Source organism: Agrobacterium bohemicum (assembly GCF_002896715.1).
GTDB classification, from domain to species: domain Bacteria; phylum Pseudomonadota; class Alphaproteobacteria; order Rhizobiales; family Rhizobiaceae; genus Agrobacterium; species Agrobacterium bohemicum.
The window spans coordinates 38,038-58,385 of record NZ_PGEL01000025.1 but is presented as its reverse complement, the minus strand read 5'-3'; the positions used below and the strand labels follow the sequence as shown (position 1 = coordinate 58,385).

At 57.1% G+C, this 20,348-nt stretch carries 17 protein-coding genes and 2 pseudogenes; 5 read left to right on the top strand and 14 right to left on the bottom strand.

Going from position 1 to position 20,348, the window contains the following annotated elements:
• Positions 1-7: 7 nt before the first annotated feature.
• The 4 genes from CUC55_RS12415 to CUC55_RS12400 all read right to left on the bottom strand — a co-directional run bounded on the left by CUC55_RS12415 (position 8) and on the right by CUC55_RS12400 (position 3,143).
• A complete protein-coding gene (locus tag CUC55_RS12415; protein ID WP_067647543.1) occupies positions 8-700 on the bottom strand; it encodes an ABC transporter permease in 693 nt (230 codons plus the stop codon).
• Positions 700-1,410 carry an ABC transporter permease gene (locus CUC55_RS12410; RefSeq protein WP_103088056.1) on the bottom strand — a complete coding sequence of 237 codons (711 nt, stop codon included), beginning with the start codon at positions 1,408-1,410 and terminating at the stop codon, positions 700-702. The genes CUC55_RS12415 and CUC55_RS12410 overlap by 1 nt, the downstream gene beginning before the upstream one ends.
• A 116-nt stretch (positions 1,411-1,526) precedes the next feature.
• A complete protein-coding gene (locus CUC55_RS12405) occupies positions 1,527-2,378 on the bottom strand; it encodes a transporter substrate-binding domain-containing protein (protein ID WP_067648257.1) in 852 nt (283 codons plus the stop codon).
• A 90-nt stretch (positions 2,379-2,468) separates the two neighbouring features.
• Positions 2,469-3,143 (bottom strand): GntR family transcriptional regulator, encoded by a 675-nt coding sequence (locus CUC55_RS12400; protein WP_067647537.1) that lies wholly within the window; start codon positions 3,141-3,143, stop codon positions 2,469-2,471.
• Positions 3,144-3,439: 296 nt separating this feature from the next.
• Between CUC55_RS12400 and CUC55_RS12395 the strand changes: the two genes are divergently transcribed.
• The 4 genes from CUC55_RS12395 to CUC55_RS12375 all read left to right on the top strand — a co-directional run bounded on the left by CUC55_RS12395 (position 3,440) and on the right by CUC55_RS12375 (position 7,541).
• Positions 3,440-4,831: a transaminase gene (locus CUC55_RS12395; RefSeq protein WP_245417748.1), complete on the top strand. Its 1,392-nt coding sequence runs from the start codon at positions 3,440-3,442 to the stop codon at positions 4,829-4,831.
• A gap of 1 nt (position 4,832) precedes the next feature.
• Complete coding sequence (locus tag CUC55_RS12390) at positions 4,833-6,215, top strand: glutamine synthetase family protein (protein WP_103088055.1); 1,383 nt, start codon at positions 4,833-4,835, stop codon at positions 6,213-6,215.
• A 25-nt stretch (positions 6,216-6,240) separates the two neighbouring features.
• Positions 6,241-6,891 (top strand): GntR family transcriptional regulator, encoded by a 651-nt coding sequence (locus tag CUC55_RS12385; protein WP_103088054.1) that lies wholly within the window; start codon positions 6,241-6,243, stop codon positions 6,889-6,891.
• A gap of 491 nt (positions 6,892-7,382) precedes the next feature.
• Positions 7,383-7,541, top strand: a complete 159-nt coding sequence (locus tag CUC55_RS12375; RefSeq protein WP_210200679.1) for a DUF2256 domain-containing protein — start codon at positions 7,383-7,385, stop codon at positions 7,539-7,541.
• A 195-nt stretch (positions 7,542-7,736) separates the two neighbouring features.
• Here the strand turns inward: CUC55_RS12375 and CUC55_RS12370 are convergent, their stop codons facing one another.
• The 8 genes and pseudogenes from CUC55_RS12370 to CUC55_RS12335 form a co-directional block, all read right to left on the bottom strand.
• On the bottom strand, positions 7,737-8,837 hold the full coding sequence (locus CUC55_RS12370) for a sn-glycerol-3-phosphate import ATP-binding protein UgpC (RefSeq protein ID WP_067647522.1): 1,101 nt from the start codon (positions 8,835-8,837) through the stop codon (positions 7,737-7,739).
• Positions 8,837-9,685, bottom strand: coding sequence for a sn-glycerol-3-phosphate ABC transporter permease UgpE (gene ugpE / locus CUC55_RS12365; RefSeq protein ID WP_103088052.1), 849 nt, complete (start codon positions 9,683-9,685; stop codon positions 8,837-8,839). Before ugpE ends, CUC55_RS12370 begins: the two co-directional genes overlap by 1 nt.
• Positions 9,686-9,694: 9 nt before the next feature.
• On the bottom strand, positions 9,695-10,576 hold the full coding sequence (gene ugpA, locus CUC55_RS12360) for a sn-glycerol-3-phosphate ABC transporter permease UgpA (RefSeq protein ID WP_067647516.1): 882 nt from the start codon (positions 10,574-10,576) through the stop codon (positions 9,695-9,697).
• Positions 10,577-10,646: 70 nt separating this feature from the next.
• Positions 10,647-11,948, bottom strand: coding sequence for a sn-glycerol-3-phosphate ABC transporter substrate-binding protein UgpB (gene ugpB / locus CUC55_RS12355; RefSeq protein ID WP_103088051.1), 1,302 nt, complete (start codon positions 11,946-11,948; stop codon positions 10,647-10,649).
• A gap of 113 nt (positions 11,949-12,061) precedes the next feature.
• A pseudogene (locus CUC55_RS12350) lies at positions 12,062-12,856 on the bottom strand (inositol monophosphatase family protein); the annotation flags it as partial.
• Between the two features lie 23 nt (positions 12,857-12,879).
• Positions 12,880-13,938: an ABC transporter ATP-binding protein gene (locus tag CUC55_RS12345; RefSeq protein WP_103088049.1), complete on the bottom strand. Its 1,059-nt coding sequence runs from the start codon at positions 13,936-13,938 to the stop codon at positions 12,880-12,882.
• Positions 13,935-16,158, bottom strand: a pseudogene (locus tag CUC55_RS12340) (ABC transporter permease). Before CUC55_RS12340 ends, CUC55_RS12345 begins: the two are co-directional and overlap by 4 nt.
• 97 nt (positions 16,159-16,255) lie before the next feature.
• Positions 16,256-17,284 carry an ABC transporter substrate-binding protein gene (locus CUC55_RS12335; protein WP_103088048.1) on the bottom strand — a complete coding sequence of 343 codons (1,029 nt, stop codon included), beginning with the start codon at positions 17,282-17,284 and terminating at the stop codon, positions 16,256-16,258.
• Positions 17,285-17,478: 194 nt separating this feature from the next.
• Here CUC55_RS12335 and CUC55_RS12330 point away from each other — a divergent pair, with 194 nt between their 5' ends.
• Positions 17,479-18,486 (top strand): LacI family DNA-binding transcriptional regulator, encoded by a 1,008-nt coding sequence (locus CUC55_RS12330; protein ID WP_103088208.1) that lies wholly within the window; start codon positions 17,479-17,481, stop codon positions 18,484-18,486.
• 69 nt (positions 18,487-18,555) lie between these two features.
• On the opposite strand, the gene CUC55_RS12325 is transcribed toward CUC55_RS12330, so the two are convergent.
• Together CUC55_RS12325 and CUC55_RS12320 are read right to left on the bottom strand one after the other, a co-directional pair.
• A complete protein-coding gene (locus CUC55_RS12325; RefSeq protein WP_103088047.1) occupies positions 18,556-19,305 on the bottom strand; it encodes a copper homeostasis protein CutC in 750 nt (249 codons plus the stop codon).
• A 32-nt stretch (positions 19,306-19,337) separates the two neighbouring features.
• Positions 19,338-20,339 carry an ABC transporter ATP-binding protein gene (locus CUC55_RS12320; RefSeq protein WP_103088046.1) on the bottom strand — a complete coding sequence of 334 codons (1,002 nt, stop codon included), beginning with the start codon at positions 20,337-20,339 and terminating at the stop codon, positions 19,338-19,340.
• Positions 20,340-20,348: the final 9 nt, after the last annotated feature.

Below are 20,348 nucleotides of genomic sequence, written 5' to 3'. Positions count from 1 at the left end.
AAGTGATTCAGCTGCGCACGCGATCAGGCGTCAGCCTTGCCTCGAGCAGCGCGAGCGCCCGCACGATGAGGAAGTTGAGAACGAGGTAGATTGCGCCGGCTGCGATGAACACCTCCATGGCGCGGTAGGTCTGGGCGATCAATTCCTGCGCTATGCCGGTCACCTCGGTCAGCGTAATGATTGAGGCAAGCGAGGTTCCCTTCACCATGAGGATGATCTCATTGCTGTAGGCGGGCAACGCCTGACGCAGGGCCAGCGGCAGGACAACCAGCCGCAACGTCAGCACGCGCGACAGGCCCAGCGAAGAGGCTGCTTCCGACAGCCCGCGCGGCACATTGCGGATCGCACCGCGCAGAATTTCACTGCCATAGGCGGCGGTGTTCAGCGTCAGCGCCAGAATTGCGCACCAATAAGGCTCGCGAAACAATGACCAAAGCCCGAGCATCTGCAGTGTCGGGCGGAATTGGCCGAGCCCGTAATAGATAAGGAATATCTGGACCAGAAGCGGCGTGCCCCGAAAGATCGCGACGAATGTCCTGATGGGCCAGACGATGAAAGGCTTTTGCCCCTGCTGCGCCAGCGCGAGAACAAGCGCAAGGACGAAGCCGAGCAAGACTGAGGAGCCAGCCAGTTCGAGCGTCAGCGGCAGGCCAGCCAGAAGCTTCGGTATGATTTCGAGGAAAAAGCCGGGATCGATCATCAGTGAACAACCCCACGCGAAGCATTGGCTTCAGCCCGCCCGAAGACGATGCCGGTGATGCCAGCGATGGCGAAATAAAGCACGGCGNCGGCGCCATAGAATAAGAAAGGCTCCCGTGCCGAACCCGCCCCGATCTGCGCCTGGCGCATCAGCTCAACAAGGCCAATGACGGAAATAAGAGCCGAGTCCTTCAAGACAAGTTGCCAGACATTGCCAAGACCGGGAATGGCGTGGCGCAGCAATTGTGGCACGATGACGAGGCGGAGCATCTGGATGCGCGTCAGTGCCAACGCTTTGGCCGCGTCGAACTGGCCCTGGTCGACAGCCAGATAAGCGCCCCGGTAGACTTCAGCCTGATAGGCCCCGGAAATGAAGCCAATGGTCACGATCCCGGTGGCGAGGGCTGGCAAGCCTGCAAAACCTTCCGCACCGAACAGACGGAACAATGCCGTCAGCGCGACGCTCCCACCGTAATAGAAGAAGTAGATCGTCAGGAGATCCGGCACGCCGCGAAACACGATCCCGTAGGCGGACGCGATGCCGCGCGGAAGTCGCGCTGCGGAAAGCCGACCGGCTGCCGCCAGCCCACCAAAGACGATCCCGAGCGCAAACCCTGCTACCGAGAGGAGAAGGGTGACGCCGGTGGCTTCGAGCAATGCCGCACCCCAGCCTCCGGGTCCGAAACCGAGCAGAAGAAATTTATCGAACATGAGGTTTCAAGACCTGTCACACGGTCGGCGACGACGGATCGACGCAAAACCGCTTTGTGAAAANTGGGACGGGATCGAATGACCTTCGCCAGTTGATCCCGCCCGGTCTGCGCGTGTTACTTCACCGGCGTGACGTCGGTATGCACCCACTTTTCGGACAAGCGCTTGATCGTGCCGTCAGCAATTGCGGCATCAATGGCTGTGTCGAACATCTCCTTCAACGCTTTGTCTTCCTTGCGCATCCCTGCGCCGCTTCCAAGTCCAAATATGCCGCCGACAAAGCCTGGGCCTGCAACGGTATAGTCGGCAAATTCAGGCTTGGCGAGCGTAGCGGCGAGCACCGTCTGCTGAGAGAAGAGCGCGTCCACGCGGCCAGCGGCCAGATCGAGGTCATGCTGCTCCGTCGTCTTGTACTCGCGGATCTCGACCGTATCGCCGAAATACTTCTTCACGAATTCGAGGTTTGTCGTGCCGGACTGGACGCCGACGACCTTGCCCTTGAGTAGAGGCTTCAACTTCTCGATAGCAGCCTTGGAAACGGCTTCGTCCTCAAGCTTGAACTTCTCATTGGAAATTCCAAGCTTGCCGAGGTCACTTTCCTTTGCGACCGCGAAACCCGAAGGATCGACAGCGTAGGGTTTGCTGAAAGCAATCGTTTCTAGGCGCTTGGGCGTGATGAACATGCTGGCCATGATCACGTCGAACTTTCCAACGGTCAGCGAGGGGATGAGACCGTCCCAGTTTTGCGCGATGATGGTGCACTTGATCTTCATGCGAGCACACAGATCGTTAGCGATTTCGATTTCAAGCCCGTCGAGCTTGCCGTCGGCGGTGGTGAAGTTCCACGGCGCATAGGCACCTTCGGTCGCAATAGTAATGGCTTTTGGCGCATCCGCCGCACTTGCAAGCGGCGCGGATATGATTGTCATGAAGGCAGCCGCAATCGCGGCCATACGACGAGATGTCATGGCTTTTCCCTTGTTGTTGTGCCGCCTGAACGGCTGTTCCCCGTCCTTGCCAGATGTTTCCCCGGCTTCGGACAATTTTCCAGTCGGCGATCAGCGCCGGCTAGGACTTGCGAAATCGGCAAGCAGCGATGCCGTGCAAAGCACGTGTTCCTGCATAACCCTTTCGGCCTCGGCGACATCGCCTGACCTGAAAGCGTCGATGAGGTTCTGATGTTCCTCGCGGGCAGAAAGCGGCTTGTCGACATAATCGAACCAGATGCGCATGTAAGGCTCGATGGCCACGTGAAGCGCCGCGATCTGGCGGATGAGTTTCGGTCGCCCGCTGATCTCGTAGAGAAAAGCGTGAAATTCCTGGTGGCGCAGCACCCAGTCACTGCTGCCGGTCTCGCCAGCGCGTTCCATGCGCAAGAGCAATCTATCCAGTTCTTCGAAGCTCTCCAGCGTCAGACGCGGCATAACGATGCGCACTGCAAGACCCTCAAGGACAGAGCGGATCTCAAACGTCTCGTTGAGCTCATCAAGCGTAAGGCCTGCCACCACGCAGCCGCGATTGGGGCGGAGCGTGACGAGACCATCGGCCGCCAGCCGCCTAAAGGCTTCACGAACCGGCATGCGGCTCATTCCTATTTCCGCAGCGATCTCTTCGGGAATAAGGCGGTCACCCGGCTTATAGCGGCTGAAACGCAGCGCCTGCTGGAGGTACGTATAGGCCTCTTCCTCAGCCGTTGAGGCGACGTGTGCGGTGGATGCATATGAAATCGCCATCGTCGCCCTCTGGATTTTTGTATCCACTTATCCAAACACCGTGTTGGAGGCCCGTCAAGGAGTTTATTGTCGAAAGTTTTAGCTCAGACTTGATGGGGCAATCTACCTCACCATCCAATGCCCCTAAATAGCCATTCATTCTAAACGTGATCACATAANCATCTTTACTTCCTCAAGGACGAATAAGAACCCAATTTTCTCCCATAATTACCAGAGATAAACATAGATTCACATTGACAGAAAATGTGCTCATCCATAACTGTGATCACATTCTTCCGCTTGAGAGGCCTTGACCAGTGCAGAACATTTCCCCCGCCAGATCACTGAACTCTGACTCCATAGTCACTGCCGCGAAGCAGATTCTAGCCGAGGAAACTGCGCTCTTCACGGGCCAGCGACCGCGCAGCCAGGAAATTTTCGACGCGCCATCTTCCGGGTTCTTCAATCAGGTGCCGCAATACTGGATGCGCGACTGGCCAATGCCGTTCCCGGTCGTGATATCCAAAGCCACCGGAAGTGAGGTCTGGGATGTCGACGGAAATCACGCGATCGATTTTNGCCTTGGTGACAGCGGCGCGATGTTCGGGCACGGACCGCAGCCGATCCTGAATGCGCTTGCCGGGGCCAGCACCTTGGGCCTGACGACCATGTTGCCCTCCAAGGATCTCACTGCCGTTGGCCAACTGTTGCGCGCANCATTCGGCATGTCCATGTGGCAGGTGACGGCCACCGCCAGTGACGCCAACCGCTTTGCCTTCCGGGTCGCACGTGCCGTGACGGGGCGTAAAAAGATCCTGGTGTTCGATGGTTGCTACCATGGCGCGGCTGATGAAGCGCTGGTGGACCTTGTGGACGGGCAGACGGTCGCTCGCAACGGCCTGCTTGGCCAAGCGGTAAATCTGGCCGAAACGACGGTGTGTATTCCATTCAATGATGTCCCGGCTCTTGAAGCGGCGTTGAAGGAAGGTGACATCGCTTGCGTCGTGGCGGAGCCAGTCATGACCAATTGCGGCATGATTCTTCCGCTTCCCGGGTTTCATAAGACGCTGCGGGAGCTGACGCGGTCCCACGGCACGCTGCTGCACATCGATGAAACGCATACGATTTCGACCGGATATGGCGGGTACACGAAAGTGCACGGTCTGGAGCCGGATATTTTCGTCGTCGGGAAGCCGGTCGGCGGTGGCATTCCGGTTGCTGTATGGGGCATGACAGACGATGTCGCGAGCGGGTTCGACGCCGTGCGCGCGGCAAATACTGGTACAGGCCACTCTGGCATAGGCACGACGCTTTCGGGCAGCGCTTTGCAGCTTGCCTGCCTGAAGGCCTGCCTCGAAGAGGTGATGACACCCGAGGCGCACAACACAATGAACCGTCTCGCCGATGCTGTCGAGACGGGCTTTTCTGCGGCTATCAAACGCCATGAATTGCCGTGGCATGTTGGCCGCGTTGGCGCACGGCTCGAAATCGTGTTCTCGCCTCATCCACTGCTGAACGCAAGTGAAGCCCACGAGGCGGCCAACCCGACAATCCAGAAGGCATTGCATACGGCATTTCTCAATCTGGGATATCTGGTAACACCATTCCACAATATGGTTCTGGTGGCACCGACCACCAGCGAAGAGAATGTCGCTGGCCTTGTCGCCAGCTTTGAGAAAATTCTAGATCGAATGACGAAGGCTGCATGACATGACCGGAACACGTCCACTCAACGCGGCACCTATCGAGGAAGCCCAGGCGTTTCTTAAGCAACACCCGGACATAAAAGGCTTCGACCTCGTACTGATCGATCCGAACGGGGTAGCGCGCGGCAAGATTATCCGCCGCCATGAACTCTTGCCACTGTTCCGGTCCGGCCGACATCTGCCCGGCTCCATTCTGGGGCTGGATGTGACAGGCGTTGATGTGGATGAGACAGGTTTGACATGGGACGACGGCGATGCCGACAGAATTGCGTGGCCGATAGCCGGATCACTCGTGACATTGCCCTGGACGTCACCCGAACGCGGCGAAGTTCGCGTCATGCTGTATGAACTCGATGGATCAGCCATGAGCGCAGATCCACGGCAGGCTCTGGTACGCCAGATCGAGCGATTTGCGGCAAAAGACTTATTCCCTGTGCTGGCGTTCGAGCTGGAATTCTATCTCCTCAATGCCGAAAACGATGTTCTGGGAAAACCCAAGGCTGCACGCTTGCCTCTTTCAGGACGTGAGTCGAAACAGAGCCATGTCTATAGCGTCGCCGTGCTGGATCAATTCGAGCCGTTTATCGATGCGCTTTACCGCGCCGCTGCCGCCCAAAACCTGCCTGTGGAGACGATCATCTCCGAATATGCTCCCGGCCAATATGAGCTGACACTGCGTCATCAGGCAAACGGGCTGCGCGCGGCAGACGACCTTGTGATGCTGAAGCGTCTCGTTCGAGGTCTCGCGCTCCGGCACGGCATGCGGGCCAATTTCATGGCCAAGCCATTTGCGAAGCACGCTGGCTCTGGCATGCATCTTCATGCCAGTCTTGCGGACCCGTCGGGCCGCAACCTGTTCGCCGATGTGGACAACGATCTTGCGCCCATGCTGCGCCACGCCATTGGCGGCCTGCAGCACACCATGGCGGATTCGATGCTGATATTCGCACCCAATTTGAATTCCTGGCGTCGTTTTTCCCGCAACAGCTATGCCCCAACCTCTCCGACCTGGGGGCGCAACAACCGCAGCGTCGCCCTCAGGGTTCCGGCAGGAAACCAAGCCAACCGCCATCTTGAACATCGCTCACCCGGTGTCGATGCGAACCCCTATCTGGTGGCGGCTACCGTTCTTGCCGGAATATATAAGGGGATCGAAANCAGGATCGAGCCTGACGCAGAATCATCCACCTACAGCGACGATACCAGAACGACCCTGCCATGCGACTGGAGTGCGGCGATTGACAAGGCCGAGGGATCGGATTTTCTAAAGGACGCCCTTGGCGCACGTATGGCCGCAGTTTTCATTGCGCTGAAGCGTGCGGAACTCCGCTTCTTTTCTGCTGAGGTGACGGACGAAGAGTTTGCCTATTACGGCGACGTCATATGACGGCGCACGGGAGCTTTATAAANTCATGCGAGAACTATCGACCCAACAGCAACAGGTGTACCAGGCTCTTCGCGAACAACTGATTTCGGGTCGGTTTTCTCCGGGTACGAGCGTCAGTCTGCGGGGTCTGAGCAAAAGCATGGGCGTCGGCCTGATGCCTGTTCGAGAAGCGATTACTCGCCTCGGTGGCGAGCGCGCCCTGGAAGTGCGCCGCAACGGCCGGGTGTGTATTCCCGAACTGACACACAGACGTTTCGAGGAGCTTATGCAAGCCAGGTTGCAACTGGAGCCTCTCTGCGCGAGCCGGGCGCTGCCCTATGTGACGCTTGAGACCATAAGCGTGATGGAGGCATGTGATTCACGCATGAACCAGAGCTACGGAGCCAAGGATGCAGACACCTACATGCGCGAAAATTATCAGTTTCACTTCGAACTATACCGAGCTGGAGGGTCGGAAGTCCTCGTCGCTCTGCTGGAAAGCATTTGGATGCAGTTTGGTCCGTTCATGCGCAGCGTCTATGAGATGAATGAAACGACAACCATCGTCGATAAGCATCAGATGACACTGGAAGCCATTCGCCGGGGGGATGCCGAAGCGCTGTGCGTGGCAATCAAGGCCGATATTCTCGATGCCATTCACCTATTGAAACAGACGCTTGGAAANGACACCCTGTAGGATCGCTCTCGGCCAGAAGGTCCAATCTTGCCTGAAAGGCAGTTGGCAAACTGATGGCTGGTTCGGCAATAAAAAGCTCAAGCAGTTTCATGAGGCCAAAGGCGATCGTGGCGTTCAGCCATTGACGAAAGTGCTCAACACAGAAGGCGACCTGCCCCCGATACTATTCATTCTACAAGCCACGTAAAACGGCTCGGGGCGGTCATTTACCTCCCCGAGCCGCTTCGCTGTCAGGAGCAAAGGCTCAGTCTGATCCACTCTTCGTTAGTCGTGACATTGAAGCCATTCCGCTCATTGGCGCTGTTGCTCTTTGGCCATGCCACGCACTTGCCTTCGGCAAAGATTGCGCGATAATTTTTGATATGATTATCCGGGTCCTGGGAAGGTTTCACTTTGGACATGGGTGCGACGGGTTGCTATCTGGCGAAACTGGTAGCTGGCCTTTGCGTTTATAGCTGATGACGCTTGATGACGTGGAGAAGGAATGACAAATGCCGAAGATCATCAAAAAGGGGAACTTGCCGACAAANTCATGCGTTACGTGCAGCCTCCCATTTCTCTGGCGGCGGAAATGGGCGAAGACTTGGGATGACGTTAAATACTGTTCGGAGCGTTGCCGCCGCCAAAAAGCCTCGCAACAAAAAGGTTAGTTCCGCTGTTACACTACAACCGGCGGGCCATACATTTGGCTTGATCGGCTTCAACATCAAGGGAAACCGACGTTCCCCGCTGGTGTTGGCTATCGGCGTGACACAGAGCGGGCCATATCCGAGAAAATGTTGCCATTCAAATTGGTCGCAACTGCACAACAGAAACGTCGAATATGATGCCGCTCGACACAGTCGCTAAGAGACTGGCTGTTGAAGACGCAAGGTCAGGTCGGACTGCTCCAGCCTCTGGCCGCTTTCATCGAACAGATGGAAATCTTTTACATCGGCTGCGATTGCCAATGTTTCGCCAATCTGGATGCGCGAGCGGCCGGGAACGCGGAATACGATGACCGAACCGTCTGAAAACGCCCCGTGAACGTAGCTTTCAGCCCCAACCAGTTCCACCGCATCTACCCGCACCTCACCGCGAAATCCGCCTGAGGCAAGGCTTGCGTCGGCAACCGTAATGTCTTCCGGGCGGATACCGAGCGTGCGGACGTTGCCGGGAAGCGATGTGCTATCGACCAGCGACCATCCGGCACCTGCCGACTGTCCGGTAACATGCGGCAGCAGGTTCATGGACGGCGAGCCGATAAAGGTGGCGACGAAGGTTGTTGCAGGGCGTTCATAAAGGTCTATCGGACTGCCGATCTGTTCGATCCGCCCGGCGTTCAGAACCACCAGACGGTCAGCCAAGGTCATGGCCTCCATCTGGTCGTGGGTAACATAGACACTGGTGGTGGCAAGCGCTCGCTGCAGCCGCCGAATTTCGACACGCATCTGCACCCGCAGCTTGGCGTCCAGATTGGACAACGGCTCGTCGAACAGAAACGCAGCGGGCTTGCGGACGATGGCTCGCCCCATCGCTACACGCTGACGCTGACCGCCGGAGAGTTGGCGCGGTTTGCGGTCAAGGAACTGCTCGATCTCCAGCGCCTTGGCAGCTTCCGATATGCGCCGGTCTATCTCGTCTTTGGGAGTGTTGCGGTTTTTCAGGCCATAGGACAGGTTCTGTCGCACGCTCATATGCGGGTAGAGCGCATAATTCTGGAACACCATGGCGATGTCACGGTCGGCGGGTTCGACATCGTTGACGACCCGGTCACCGATGGATATCTCGCCGCCGGAAATGCTCTCAAGCCCGGCAATCATGCGCAGCAGCGTCGATTTTCCGCAGCCCGATGGCCCGACCAGGACAATCAACTCGCCATCGGCTATATCCATCGATACGCCTTTGATGGCCTCGACAGAACCGCCATAAACCTTGCGGACATCCTTCAGGACAATTTTTGCCATTACTTTTCAGTCTCCACCAAGCCTTTGACGAACCAACGCTGCATCAGCACAACAACAATAATGGGGGGNATGACGGCCAGGATCGCGGTAACCATCACATAGTTCCAGGGGGTCGATGCATCGGTGAAATCCACCATGCGTCTCAGACCGATAATGATCGTGTTCATCTTGGCGTCGTTGGTGACGAGAAGCGGCCAGAGATACTGCGTCCAGCCATAGATGAACAAAATCACGAAAAGCGCGGCGATATTGGTCTTCGACAGAGGCAGAAGAATATCGCGCATGAAACGAAACGGCCCTGCATTGTCGATGCGCGCCGCCTCGACCATTTCGCCGGGTATCGTCAGAAAGAATTGCCGAAACAAAAAAGTTGCCGTTGCAGATGCCATCAGCGGCAGGGTCAGCCCGGCATAGGTGTCGATCAGGCCAAGATCAACGATGACCTTGTATGTCGGCAGGATTCGTACCTCCACCGGTAGCATCAGCGTGATGAAGATCATCCAGAAGAAGCCCATGCGGAATGGAAAGCGGAAGAAGACGATGGCGAAGGCCGACAAGAATGAAATGATGATCTTGCCGATGGCGATGGCCAGTGCGACGACGAAGCTGTTGAACAGCAGCCGCTCCAAGCTGACTCCGACGACGCGTTCGACGCCGGTGGACATGGCCTCACCGTAGTTTNCCGCCAGATGCCCGCCCGGCAGCAGCGACATGGGCGGACGGATGATGTCGTTGGAGGTCATAGATGATGCGATGAAGGTGTAATAAATCGGGAAGGCGACAATGATGATGCCGAGGATCAGCATCAGATGTGCGACCAGACTGGCGACAGGACGGTTTTCGATCATGGTCTCACCTCAGCCGTAATGCACGCGCTTTTCCACGAACCGAAACTGGAACGCGGTGAGCGCAATGACGATGATCATCAGAATGACGGATTGCGCCGCCGACGAGCCGAGGTTCAGGTTGACGAAACCGTCATTGTAAACCTTGTAAACCAGTGTTTCCGTTGCCTTGGCAGGCCCGCCTCCGGTGACAGAATGAATGATGCCGAAGGTGTCGAAGAAGGCGTAGACCGTGTTGACGACCAGCAAGAAGAAGGTCGTTGGGGCCAGCAGCGGAAAGACGATCGTCCAGAAACGGCGACTGCCGCGCGCACCATCAATTGACGCTGCCTCGAGCAGCGATTTCGGGATAGCCTGAAGGCCTGCGACGAAAAAGAGGAAATTGTAACTGATCTGCTTCCAGGCGGCAGCGGCCACCACCAGCAGCATGGCCTGGTTTCCATCCAGCAGCGGATCCCAATCGATGCCGTTGCGGCGCAGCAGATAGGCGAATGTGCCCATGGCCGGATTGAACATGAACAGCCAAAGCATACCGGCAACGGCCGGAGCCACGGCATAGGGCATGATCATAAGTGTGCGATAGAAGCCCTTGCCGCGCACCACGCGGTCTACGGCTGTCGCCAGCAGCAGCGCCAGCCCCATAGATACCAGTGCGGTCAACAGACTGAACACCACCGTCACCTGCAAGGCATGCAGATAGTTCGGATCGGACAGCACAGCGGAAAAGTTTGCCATGCCGACGAAATTACTGGAAAGCCCGAACGGGTCCTCGCGCATCGTTGACTGGTACAGAGCCTGACTGGCTGGCCAGAAGAAGAATACCACGGTGAGCACGATCTGCGGGGCGACCAGCAGATACGGCAGGACCTTGTTGGGAAAGATGACGCTTTGCACGGCGATCTCCTGAACGGACGGAAGTTNCCGCCCGCACCTTCACGATGCGGGCGAATGGAGAGCGGGGCGTTTATTTACCGATTGCTTGCTGGATGGCGGCGTTGCCGCGTTCAACCGCCTTGTCGAGTGCAGCCTTAGCATCCTGCTTGCCAGCCAGCATCGACTCGAATTCCTCGTTCATGATGTCGCGAACCTGCGGCAAGTTGACGAGGCGTACGCCTTTGGAATTTTCCGTCGGCGGCTTGCCCATCATCTGAAGCAGCGGCGTTTCACGACCCGGATTCTTGTCATAAAAGCCGGACTTCTTGGTTTCCTCGTAAGCCGCAATCGTTACCGGCATATAGCCTGAGACCTGATGCAGCCGGGCCTGAATATTGGTCTGCGAGAGGAAGTTGAAGAACTCCGCGACGCCCTTGTATTCCGCATCGCTCTTGCCTCCGAATACCCAAAGGCTCGCGCCGCCGGGAATGGTATTTTGCGGACCATGACCTTCGTAATAGGGAAGCTGGCCGATGCCGTAATTCATGCCGGTTTTGACGATGTCGCCAAGCCCGCCCGAGGATTCTGTCAGGATGCCGCATTCACCTGACATGAACAGCTGCTTGGCTTCAGATGTGCGACCGCCGTAACGGAAAACGCCTTCCTTGGCGAGATCGGCGATTGCCTGGAAATGCTCCACAAAAANCGGGGCATTGAATGCCAGCTTGACATCTGTGCCGCCGAGACCGTTCTCATTGCTGCCATAGGACACGTTGTTCCAAGCGGCAAAGTTCTCCGTCTGGATCCATGTCAGCCATGTCGAGGTAAAGCCACATGCCGAGGCACCACTGCTCTTGATCTTGCGAGCGGCTTCAAACACTTCCGGCCATGTCTTTGGCGGATTTGCCGGATCGAGCCCGGCTCTCTGGAACGTGTCCTTGTTGTAGTAGAGGATCGGTGACGACGAGTTGTAGGGGAAGGACAACATCGTGCCATCGGGTTTGGAATAATAGGCGACGATACCAGCCAGATATTTCGACTTGTCGAACTCGTAACCACCGGCCTTCAGTACATCCGCTGCCGGTTTGATGGCACCTTCCGCTCCCATCATGACACCGCTGCCCGCATCAAATACCTGGATGATGGCGGGTGGCTGTTTAGCGCGGAAAGCGGCAATGCCAGCGTTCAATGTTTCAGGATAGGTGCCTTTGAAGACCGGTACGATCTTATAATCTTTCTGACCCTCGTTGAATTCCTTTGCGAGATTATCGACCACCTCGTTGTTGGCGCCAGTCATAGCGTGCCACCACTGAATTTCCGTGGCGGCATAGGCGGTGGATGACATCAGCGCGGCGGCTGCAGTCGCGAAAATGGATGCGTAAAGGCGTTTCATGTGTGTAGCTCCTCCCTGGATATTTCCGGGCTCCTCACCCGGCCTGCTTGGTAAAACGGAATTCTCCTCGATCCCGTCGTGTCGTTTTGTTTNCAAGCCGCAGCCTTGCCGGTCAGTCCAGCGATGCGGCTGAGGTCTTCGATGGCACCCGGCGCTGCGGCAATCACCGGCGCACCCTTGGTCAGCCGCTCCCCTTCGGTCAGGAACGGATGAAACCAGCCGCCTGCCTCGCGGACAAGGCAAAAACCCGCCATGCAATCCCATGCGTGCATGTAAGGCTCGTAGTAGCCAACCAGCCTGCCAGCCGCGACATAGGCCAGCATGAGTGCGCCGGAACCATTGCGGATAAAGTTGCCGCCGGAGGCGAGCAGGTCTTCTACCATGCTGGCAACAAAGGCTGGCGTCACATAATTGTTAGCGCCGATGCCAGTGACCGAATTGCGGATGGTGCGTGTATCATCAAGCGTCAGCACCTTGCCATTCAGCGTCGCGCCCATGCCACGCGCACTGCTGTAAATCTCACTGTGACAAGGCGCGTTGATGACGCCGACCACCGGCTCACCTTCGCTCAGCACTGCGATCGAAACGCACCAGTTGGGCATACCATTGACGAACGGGCTGGTGCCGTCAATAGGATCGACCACCCAGATGAAATCTGAGGTACCGGCGATCAGGCCATATTCCTCACCCAGAAATCCGTCTTCTGGAAACGACCGCGCGACACAGTCGCGGATGAGGTTTTCGACTTCGCGGTCAGCTATCGACACCACGTCCTGCGGATCACGCTTGGTCTCGATCACCAGCGCATCGCGGTTATTGAAATAGTCGAGCGCCACGGCACCGGCTTCCAGCGCGATCTCCTGTGCCAGCTTCAATCGGGCTTCGATATGCTGTTGTGTGGACTGCATGAACTGATCTCTCAAAATAGTGCCTATAGTGAAATGATGGCGATGCCGCGCTCTTTGAAGCCAATAGCGACATTTGTTGATGGGGCAATCGGTCGTTCCACCGAGGGATCGACAACGAACAACGGACCGCCATCCGTCTCGACTTCGTATTCGATATGATCGCCCAGATACGCGGCACTGCTGATGCGACCGCAAAAATCCGCCTTGGTCGATGGAGACAGGGTGACGGAATTCGGTCGTACCGCCAGTTGGCCCGGCCCGACCTTGACACCACGGCTCGGCACGCGATGTACAAGATCCTGTACCTGAATGACGGCCTGATCGCCCTCTATGCCGATAACCGTGCAGGGTACAACATTCGCCTCACCCATGAAGTCTGCGATGAAGGCAGATGCTGGGCTTTCGTAGAGATCGCGTGGCGATCCTTCCTGCGCCACATGGCCATCCTTCATGACGATGATGCGATCGGAGACGGCCAGCGCCTCGTCCTGATCGTGCGTCACATAGACCGCGGTAAACTGCAAACGCTGCTGCAATTCGCGAATTTCGGTGCGCACCNTGCGGCGAAGACGCGTATCGAGATTGGACAGTGGCTCATCCAGCAGCAAGACTTGCGGCTCCAGAACGAGTGCCCGGGCGACAGCGACGCGTTGCTGCTGACCACCGGAAAGTTCGGCCGGAAGCCGCTGGCCCATACCCGCAAGTCCGACCAGTTCGAGTCCGTTTTCTGCCTTCTGCCGGGCTTCCTTGCGGTTGAGGCCGGACGATTCCAGTCCGTAAGCGACATTGTCCAGCGAGCTCATATGCGGAAACAGCGCATAAGACTGGAACACCATAGAGACATCGCGCTCGTTGGCCGGCAGCATGGTCACATCCTTGCCGCCGATCAGAATGCGACCGGAGGTCGGATGTTCAAGACCAGCCAGCATACGCAGCGTCGTGGTCTTGCCGCAGCCGGATGGACCGAGCAACGTCACAAGCGTTCCAGGCTCTATCGTCAACGACAGGTCATGGATGGCTGTGAAGGCACCGAACTGCTTGCGGATATTCTGGAGGACGACCGACCCGGGGGCGTGGTTCATGCGGTTTTCTCCTGAGTGGTGGCTGTAGCCGCGACGCGGTGAATGCGATTTTCTCGGCGCAACCGGCGTTCGCCGACCAGCAGCTGGAACCCGGTAATGACAGTGATCATCACGACGATCAGCATGGATGAATAAGCGATGGCCACGCCGTACTCGCCATTCTCGACCAGTCCGACGATATAGGACGTCGCCATGTTGTATTGCGCGCTGACCAGAAAGATTACTGCGCTGATCGAGGTGATCGCACGCACGAAAGAATAGACCAGTGCGGCTGTAATGGCAGGACGCAGCAATGGCAAANTAACCTTGCGGATGGTGCGGAAACTGTTGGCACGAAGCGTCATCGAGGCTTCGTCCAAGCTCTTGTCGAGCTGACTCATCGCAGCGATGCCCCCGCGCACGCCAACCGGCATATTGCGGAACACGAAGCAGGCGACGAGGATCAGCGCCGTGCCGGTCATTTCCAGAGGCGGCAGGTTGAAGGCCATGATGTAACTGATGCCGATCACTGTGCCGGGAATGGCAAANCTCATCATCAGTGCAAATTCGAACAGCCCTCGCCCGGCGAATTTCTGCCGCACGATGACATAGGCGGTTGCCAGACCGACCGCTGCCGTCAGCGGTGCTGAAATCAGGGCGATTTCCATGGTCGTCCAGAACGAATTCCAGGCGACACCTGTCCAGGCGATCCCACCGTCCCGCAGGCTGAATGAGAAGGCGCGGGCGTAATGGTCCAAGGTCAGCGAGTTATCAAGGCCCCAGGTTTTGACGAAGCCGCCGAAAGCAATCATGCCGTAAACGACGACGGTAAAAATCATCCAAGGAATGACCAGCGCATGGACAAAAATGGAAAGCGACTTCGGCAGCGCGATGTGTGATCCGGAATCACCCTTGCCGGTAACAGTGGCAAAGTTCTTGCCCGCCAGCCAAAAANCGCTGTGCCAGAAACGCCGATAGCGTGAAGCAGAGAAGGATGAGAGCAAGCACGGCAGCGCGTGACGGATCGGTCTGCGAGCCGACAACCGCGAAGAATATTTCCGTAGACAGCACGCCGTGGCTTCCGCCCAACACCAGAGGATTGCCGAAATCCGCCATGCTTTCGATGAAACCGATCAAGAACGCATTGGCCAGACCCGGTTTCATCAGCGGCAGCGAAACACGCCAGAAGGTACGCCAGCGATCCGCGCGTAGGGTCTGGGACGCCTCTTCCATCGAAGGGCTGACGCCTTCGACGACACCGATCAGCACCAAAAACGAGATTGGCGTAAACGACAGCACCTGAGCGATCCAGATACCCGTCAGGCCGTAAAGCCAACGGCTGGGTTCAATGCCGAACAGGTCTGAAAGCCCCGTCGTCACCATTCCCGCGCGACCGAACAGCAAAGTCAGCGCCAGACCAATAACGAAGGGTGGCGTGATGATCGGCAAAACGGTCAGCAACCGCAGACCCTTTTTGAAGGGAAAACGGGTGCGGGTTGCGACGAGTGCAAACGCCAGACCAAGCAGTGTTGAGCCGCTAGCAGTCATGATCGCCAGCCACAGGGTGCGCCACGCCAGTCCGCAGCGGTCTCCGCCGATCACGCAACTCAAGCTCCAGATGGACGGGTCCTGGATATTACGGGCGAAGCCCGACGCGTTGAACGAGCCATCGAAATCCTGAAAGCCGCCGACGAACATGCTGCCGATGGGATAGAAGACGAAGATTGCCACCAGAAAGACCAGCAACGATATGGTGGCGACGACGAACGCGTCGCCCTTCATCACGCCACGTTCCGCAAGCCCGAAGGCAAAAATCAGAACGAAAAGGAAGGCCGAAAGCATAGCGCCTGCGCCCATCGCCGGCTGACCATTGGCAAGCGTGCCGAACAGGTTTTCGGTGAGTGACCAGTTCCAACCGGAAAAACCAATCGCAAGCCCCTGTAGTGCCAGAAAGACCACGCCAACGCCGCCAGCCCAAGCCAATATCGTCCCGCGCAGCATCGAATTGGTGATGAAGCGTGCAGAAACCGCTGCAAGTAGTGCCAGAAGGGCGACCGCCAGCCACAACCGTCCATATGCGAAAATCTGCAAANGACCGGGGCCATCGGCTGCATCATTGAAGAAACCCGAGAGCCAGTTGAACGACAGAAAGCCGCCTTCGATCCGATACCACGGAAAAAGGAGGAAAGCCGCAATGCCAGCAATCAGCGTCAGGTCTAGCCTTCGGTTGCGATTGTCCATGACGGTCGCACGTCCTTCGATGGTCGAGTTAGACGAGGGAGGAAAGCTACGCGGCCATAACAAAGAGAGCCGCGCAGCAATGGTCCGATCTGTTGGATCAGTTGGCCTTTGCGCCGATCTGGGTATCCCAGCGGCCCAACAACTCCTTGCGCTTTTCAGGATCGCCATATGTTTTGAAGTCGTAGTCGATCAACTTGATATCCTCGAACTTCGGTGCCTCCTTGGGGATTTCGGCGCTCTTGTTCGATGGCAGCTGGAAGGACTTGGCGTCCTTCATGTGTGATTGCACATCCGCCTTCAGTGCCCAGTCATACCAGATCTTGGCATTTNCCAGATTGCGAGCACCTTTGACGATCGACATCGAACCGATCTCATAGCCAGTACCCTCGCAAGGCGCGATCGATTTGATCGGGAAGCCTTCGGCTGTCTGCGAGACGGCGTCGTGCATGAAGACGATACCGATTGCGGTTTCACCGCGCGCAGCAGCTTTCACCGGTGCGGAGCCGGACTTTGTGTACTGCGAAATATTGGCATTGAGCTTGCCGAGATATTCGAATGCCTTGTCTTCACCCATGATCTGGACCAGCGACGCCAGCGCCGTATAGGCAGTCCCCGACGAATTCGGATTGGCCATCTGTATCTCGCCCTTGAAGGATGGGTCGAGAAGATCTGCCCAGCACTTGGGTTCCTTGTATCCCTTGGTCTTGAAAATCTCGGTGTTGTAACCCCAGCCAAGCGCACCGGCGTAAACGCCAACAGTTTTGTAGCCTGAGCTTTCCGCCTGCTTCTTCGCCCAATCCTGCAATTGGTCGAGCATCGGTGATTTATATTCCAGCGTAAGGTTTNCAGATGCGGCCTGCAGGTGCGGATCACCTGTGCCAGCCCACCAGACATCAGTCTTAGGGTTGCGGGCCTCGACGCGTATCTTGGCATAGGTCTCGCCAGATGACAGGCGGACCATGTTGACCTTGATCGGGTTTTCTTTTTCGAACATGTCTTTCATCTGCTCACAGATGACCACGTCTGCCGAGCAGATGAGATTGAGATCGCCAGCCGCCATTGCCGTCGATGCACTGAAAGCCAGACCAGCAGCCAAGCCAGCTGCCGCAAAATGCGCTGCGCCCATGATTGTTCCTCCCGTTTCTTGGATGACGCCTCCACGTCATACGCCTTGCAAGCGTGTGCAAAGACTTCACGATGACAGACGTGATGTCAACCGATAATCTGCGATATTGCTTGTTTAGATGGTTATATGACTGTCATCATCCTGTTGCACACAATTGCAAAGATGTGCATGAATACCCCCCNAAAGAGGCCATGATGAGCGACCGCAAGATCTTCGTAAGCGCAAAGGACGTCGCCGATCGGGCCGGAGTTTCGCGGTCTGCCGTTTCGCGCACCTTCACGACTGGCGCCAGCGTTTCCGAAGAGACCCGCCGCAAAGTGATGGAGGCGGCAGATGCACTCGGCTATCATGTCAATCACCTTGCGCGCGGATTGATGCGCAATGAGAGCGGCATCGTTTGCCTGGTCGTCTCAGAACTCGATACCCCTTATCGCGCCGGGTTGATCAAAGCCCTGACCCAGCAATTGCAGGCCAATGCCAAGGTAGCGATGCTGATCAATACCGACCGCTCCGACGAAAGCGTCGAACTGGCGCTGAGGCAAGCGATCCGCTACCGCGCAGATGCCTCGATCATTCTTTCGGGCATGCCAGACAAGTCGATCACGGATCTCTGTCTGCGCAACGGTCAGCGACTTGTGCTGATCAACCGCGACGACGAGCAAGCGGGTCCGTTGCGCATCAATCTCGATGATCGCGAAGCGGCAAGCCGCGCCTTTACCGCTTTTCTGCGCGCTGGTTGCCGGGAGTTTGGCTTTGCCAATTCACAGGCCATGACCCCAAGCCTGATGGCGCGTGAGGAAGGCTTTTTGGCCGCCGGGCAGCGCCACGGACTCACCGTCAGTGTCGAACGGTTCGGCCCGACCTCCTATCAGAGCGGCACCGTTCTTGCGCAACGCTTCATGACCCGCGCCAAACGCCCGGATGCTGTGTTTTGCGCCACCGATCTTCTTGCCTGCGGTTTCATGGACGCCGCTCGTCATCAGTTCAAGCTGGATATCCCATCAGAACTCTGCGTCATCGGTTTTGATGACATAGAGCAGGCATCATGGTCATCTTACGACCTCACGACGTTTGCCCAGCCAGTGCAGGTCATCGCTCGCGAAGCCGTGGCCTGGCTCAGCCAGCCTGGGNAAACGGTGATTAGCGACTTGAGCAAGCTCGTGCCCGAACTCATCTGGCGCGCATCGGTCCGCGGCGGCTAAAATCTGAAAGCGCACAATACAACCAACGCTCAAGCGAGCCGGCCATCTTGCTGGTGCAAATCAACCCGATTACTGCGCATTTCCTGGGGCGATGGCATAGCCACCCAGACGTCCTTTCAGCATTCGAACGATATCGATATCGGTCTTTTTNATCCGCGGCGCCGCGAACCCGAAAGCGACAACATTCGAGTTATCGACTTCGACGTTTGACGAGCAGGAAGAATGCACCTCTGTCACATTCAACTCCGTGAGCAAAAGGTCGATTGTTTCAAGATTGACGCCCGAACCTGGCATGATGGATACTCGCCCGGATGCAATGCCTATAGCGGCCTTCAGGTCAGCAAGACCCTCCACTGCGGAGATGGCGCGCCCGGACGTCAAAACTCTTTCAAACCCGCAGTCGATCGCAAGTTCGATAGCTTCGGCCATATCTGGCACGAGATCAAAGGCGCGATGAAGCGTGCGCGGCATCGTACCACTGACCTCGGACAACGTCATCAAGATATCGCAGTCTAGTCGACCGTCGCTATGATTTGCGCCGAACACCACGCCAGCCAAGCCGCAGGAAGCGGCAAATCGAATATCGTCTTCCATCACCGCCAATTCTTCGGCACTGTAGATGAAATCCCCAACGCGCGGCCGGATCATGGCATAACAGGGCACAACAGACCGCGAGGCTAGGCTCATCAACCCGGCAGACGGAGTAAGCCCACCAACGGTCAGTGCGCTGCAAAGCTCGATCCTGTCAGCCCCCCNTTCGATCGCAGCATAAAGGCCAGCGGCATCATCGACGCAGACTTCCAGCAGGATATCGCCCATAGCTCAACCGCCCTGGCAGATTTGGAGGTTCGTCATCGGATGACGTTGCCATCAACGCCGAAACGGTGGGTCATCTCACCCGTTGGCGAGGCGAAGACCACATCGTCAGGTGCATAGGCATGCTCACCAAACAAACGCACGGTCAGTAGGCCAATCGTGTCGCTTTCGATATAAACGATGGTGTCAGCACCCAGATGCTCGACATGCACAACCTTGCCGGACCATGTGCCACTCTCACGCGACAGCGCCAGATGCTCGGGCCGGATGCCGAGCGTCTTGTAACCGCTTTCCCCCAGTCGCTCAGCATCGATGAAATTCATCTGCGGCGACCCGATGAAACCCGCGACAAACAAATTTGCAGGGCGATTATAAAGCTCCATCGGCGAGCCCACCTGCTCGATGCGACCGGCGTTGAGCACAACGATCTTGTCGGCTAGCGTCATCGCCTCGACTTGGTCGTGGGTCACATAAATCATCGTCGCCTTGAGGCGTCGGTGCAGCCGGGCAATTTCCAGACGCGTCTGCACGCGCAGTGCCGCATCGAGGTTGGATAACGGCTCATCGAAAAGAAACAGCGTGGGTTCGCGCACGATTGCTCGGCCAATAGCAACACGCTGACGCTGACCGCCCGACAGTTCAGCGGGTCGCCTTTGGAGATAGGGTTCGAGTGATAGCAGCGAAGATGCATTGGCAACCCGGGTCTCGATTTCGTCCTTGGGCGTTCCGGCTTGCTTGAGGCCGAGCCCCATATTGTCCTTCACCGTCAGATGCGGATACAGCGCATAGGACTGGAAANCCATCGCAATGCCGCGTTTGGCAGGTGGTACTGCGGAGACTTCGCGGCCATCGATGACGATTTCACCAGAGCTGATATCTTCAAGCCCGGCAATGGTGCGCAACAGCGTCGACTTGCCACAACCCGAAGGGCCTACGAAAATCACGAACTCGCCGTCCTTGACTTCCAGGTCGATGCCTTTCAGCACATCGACGGTGCCAAAGGACTTTGCGACGGATTTGAGTGTCAGATTACCCAAGGGTTTNCT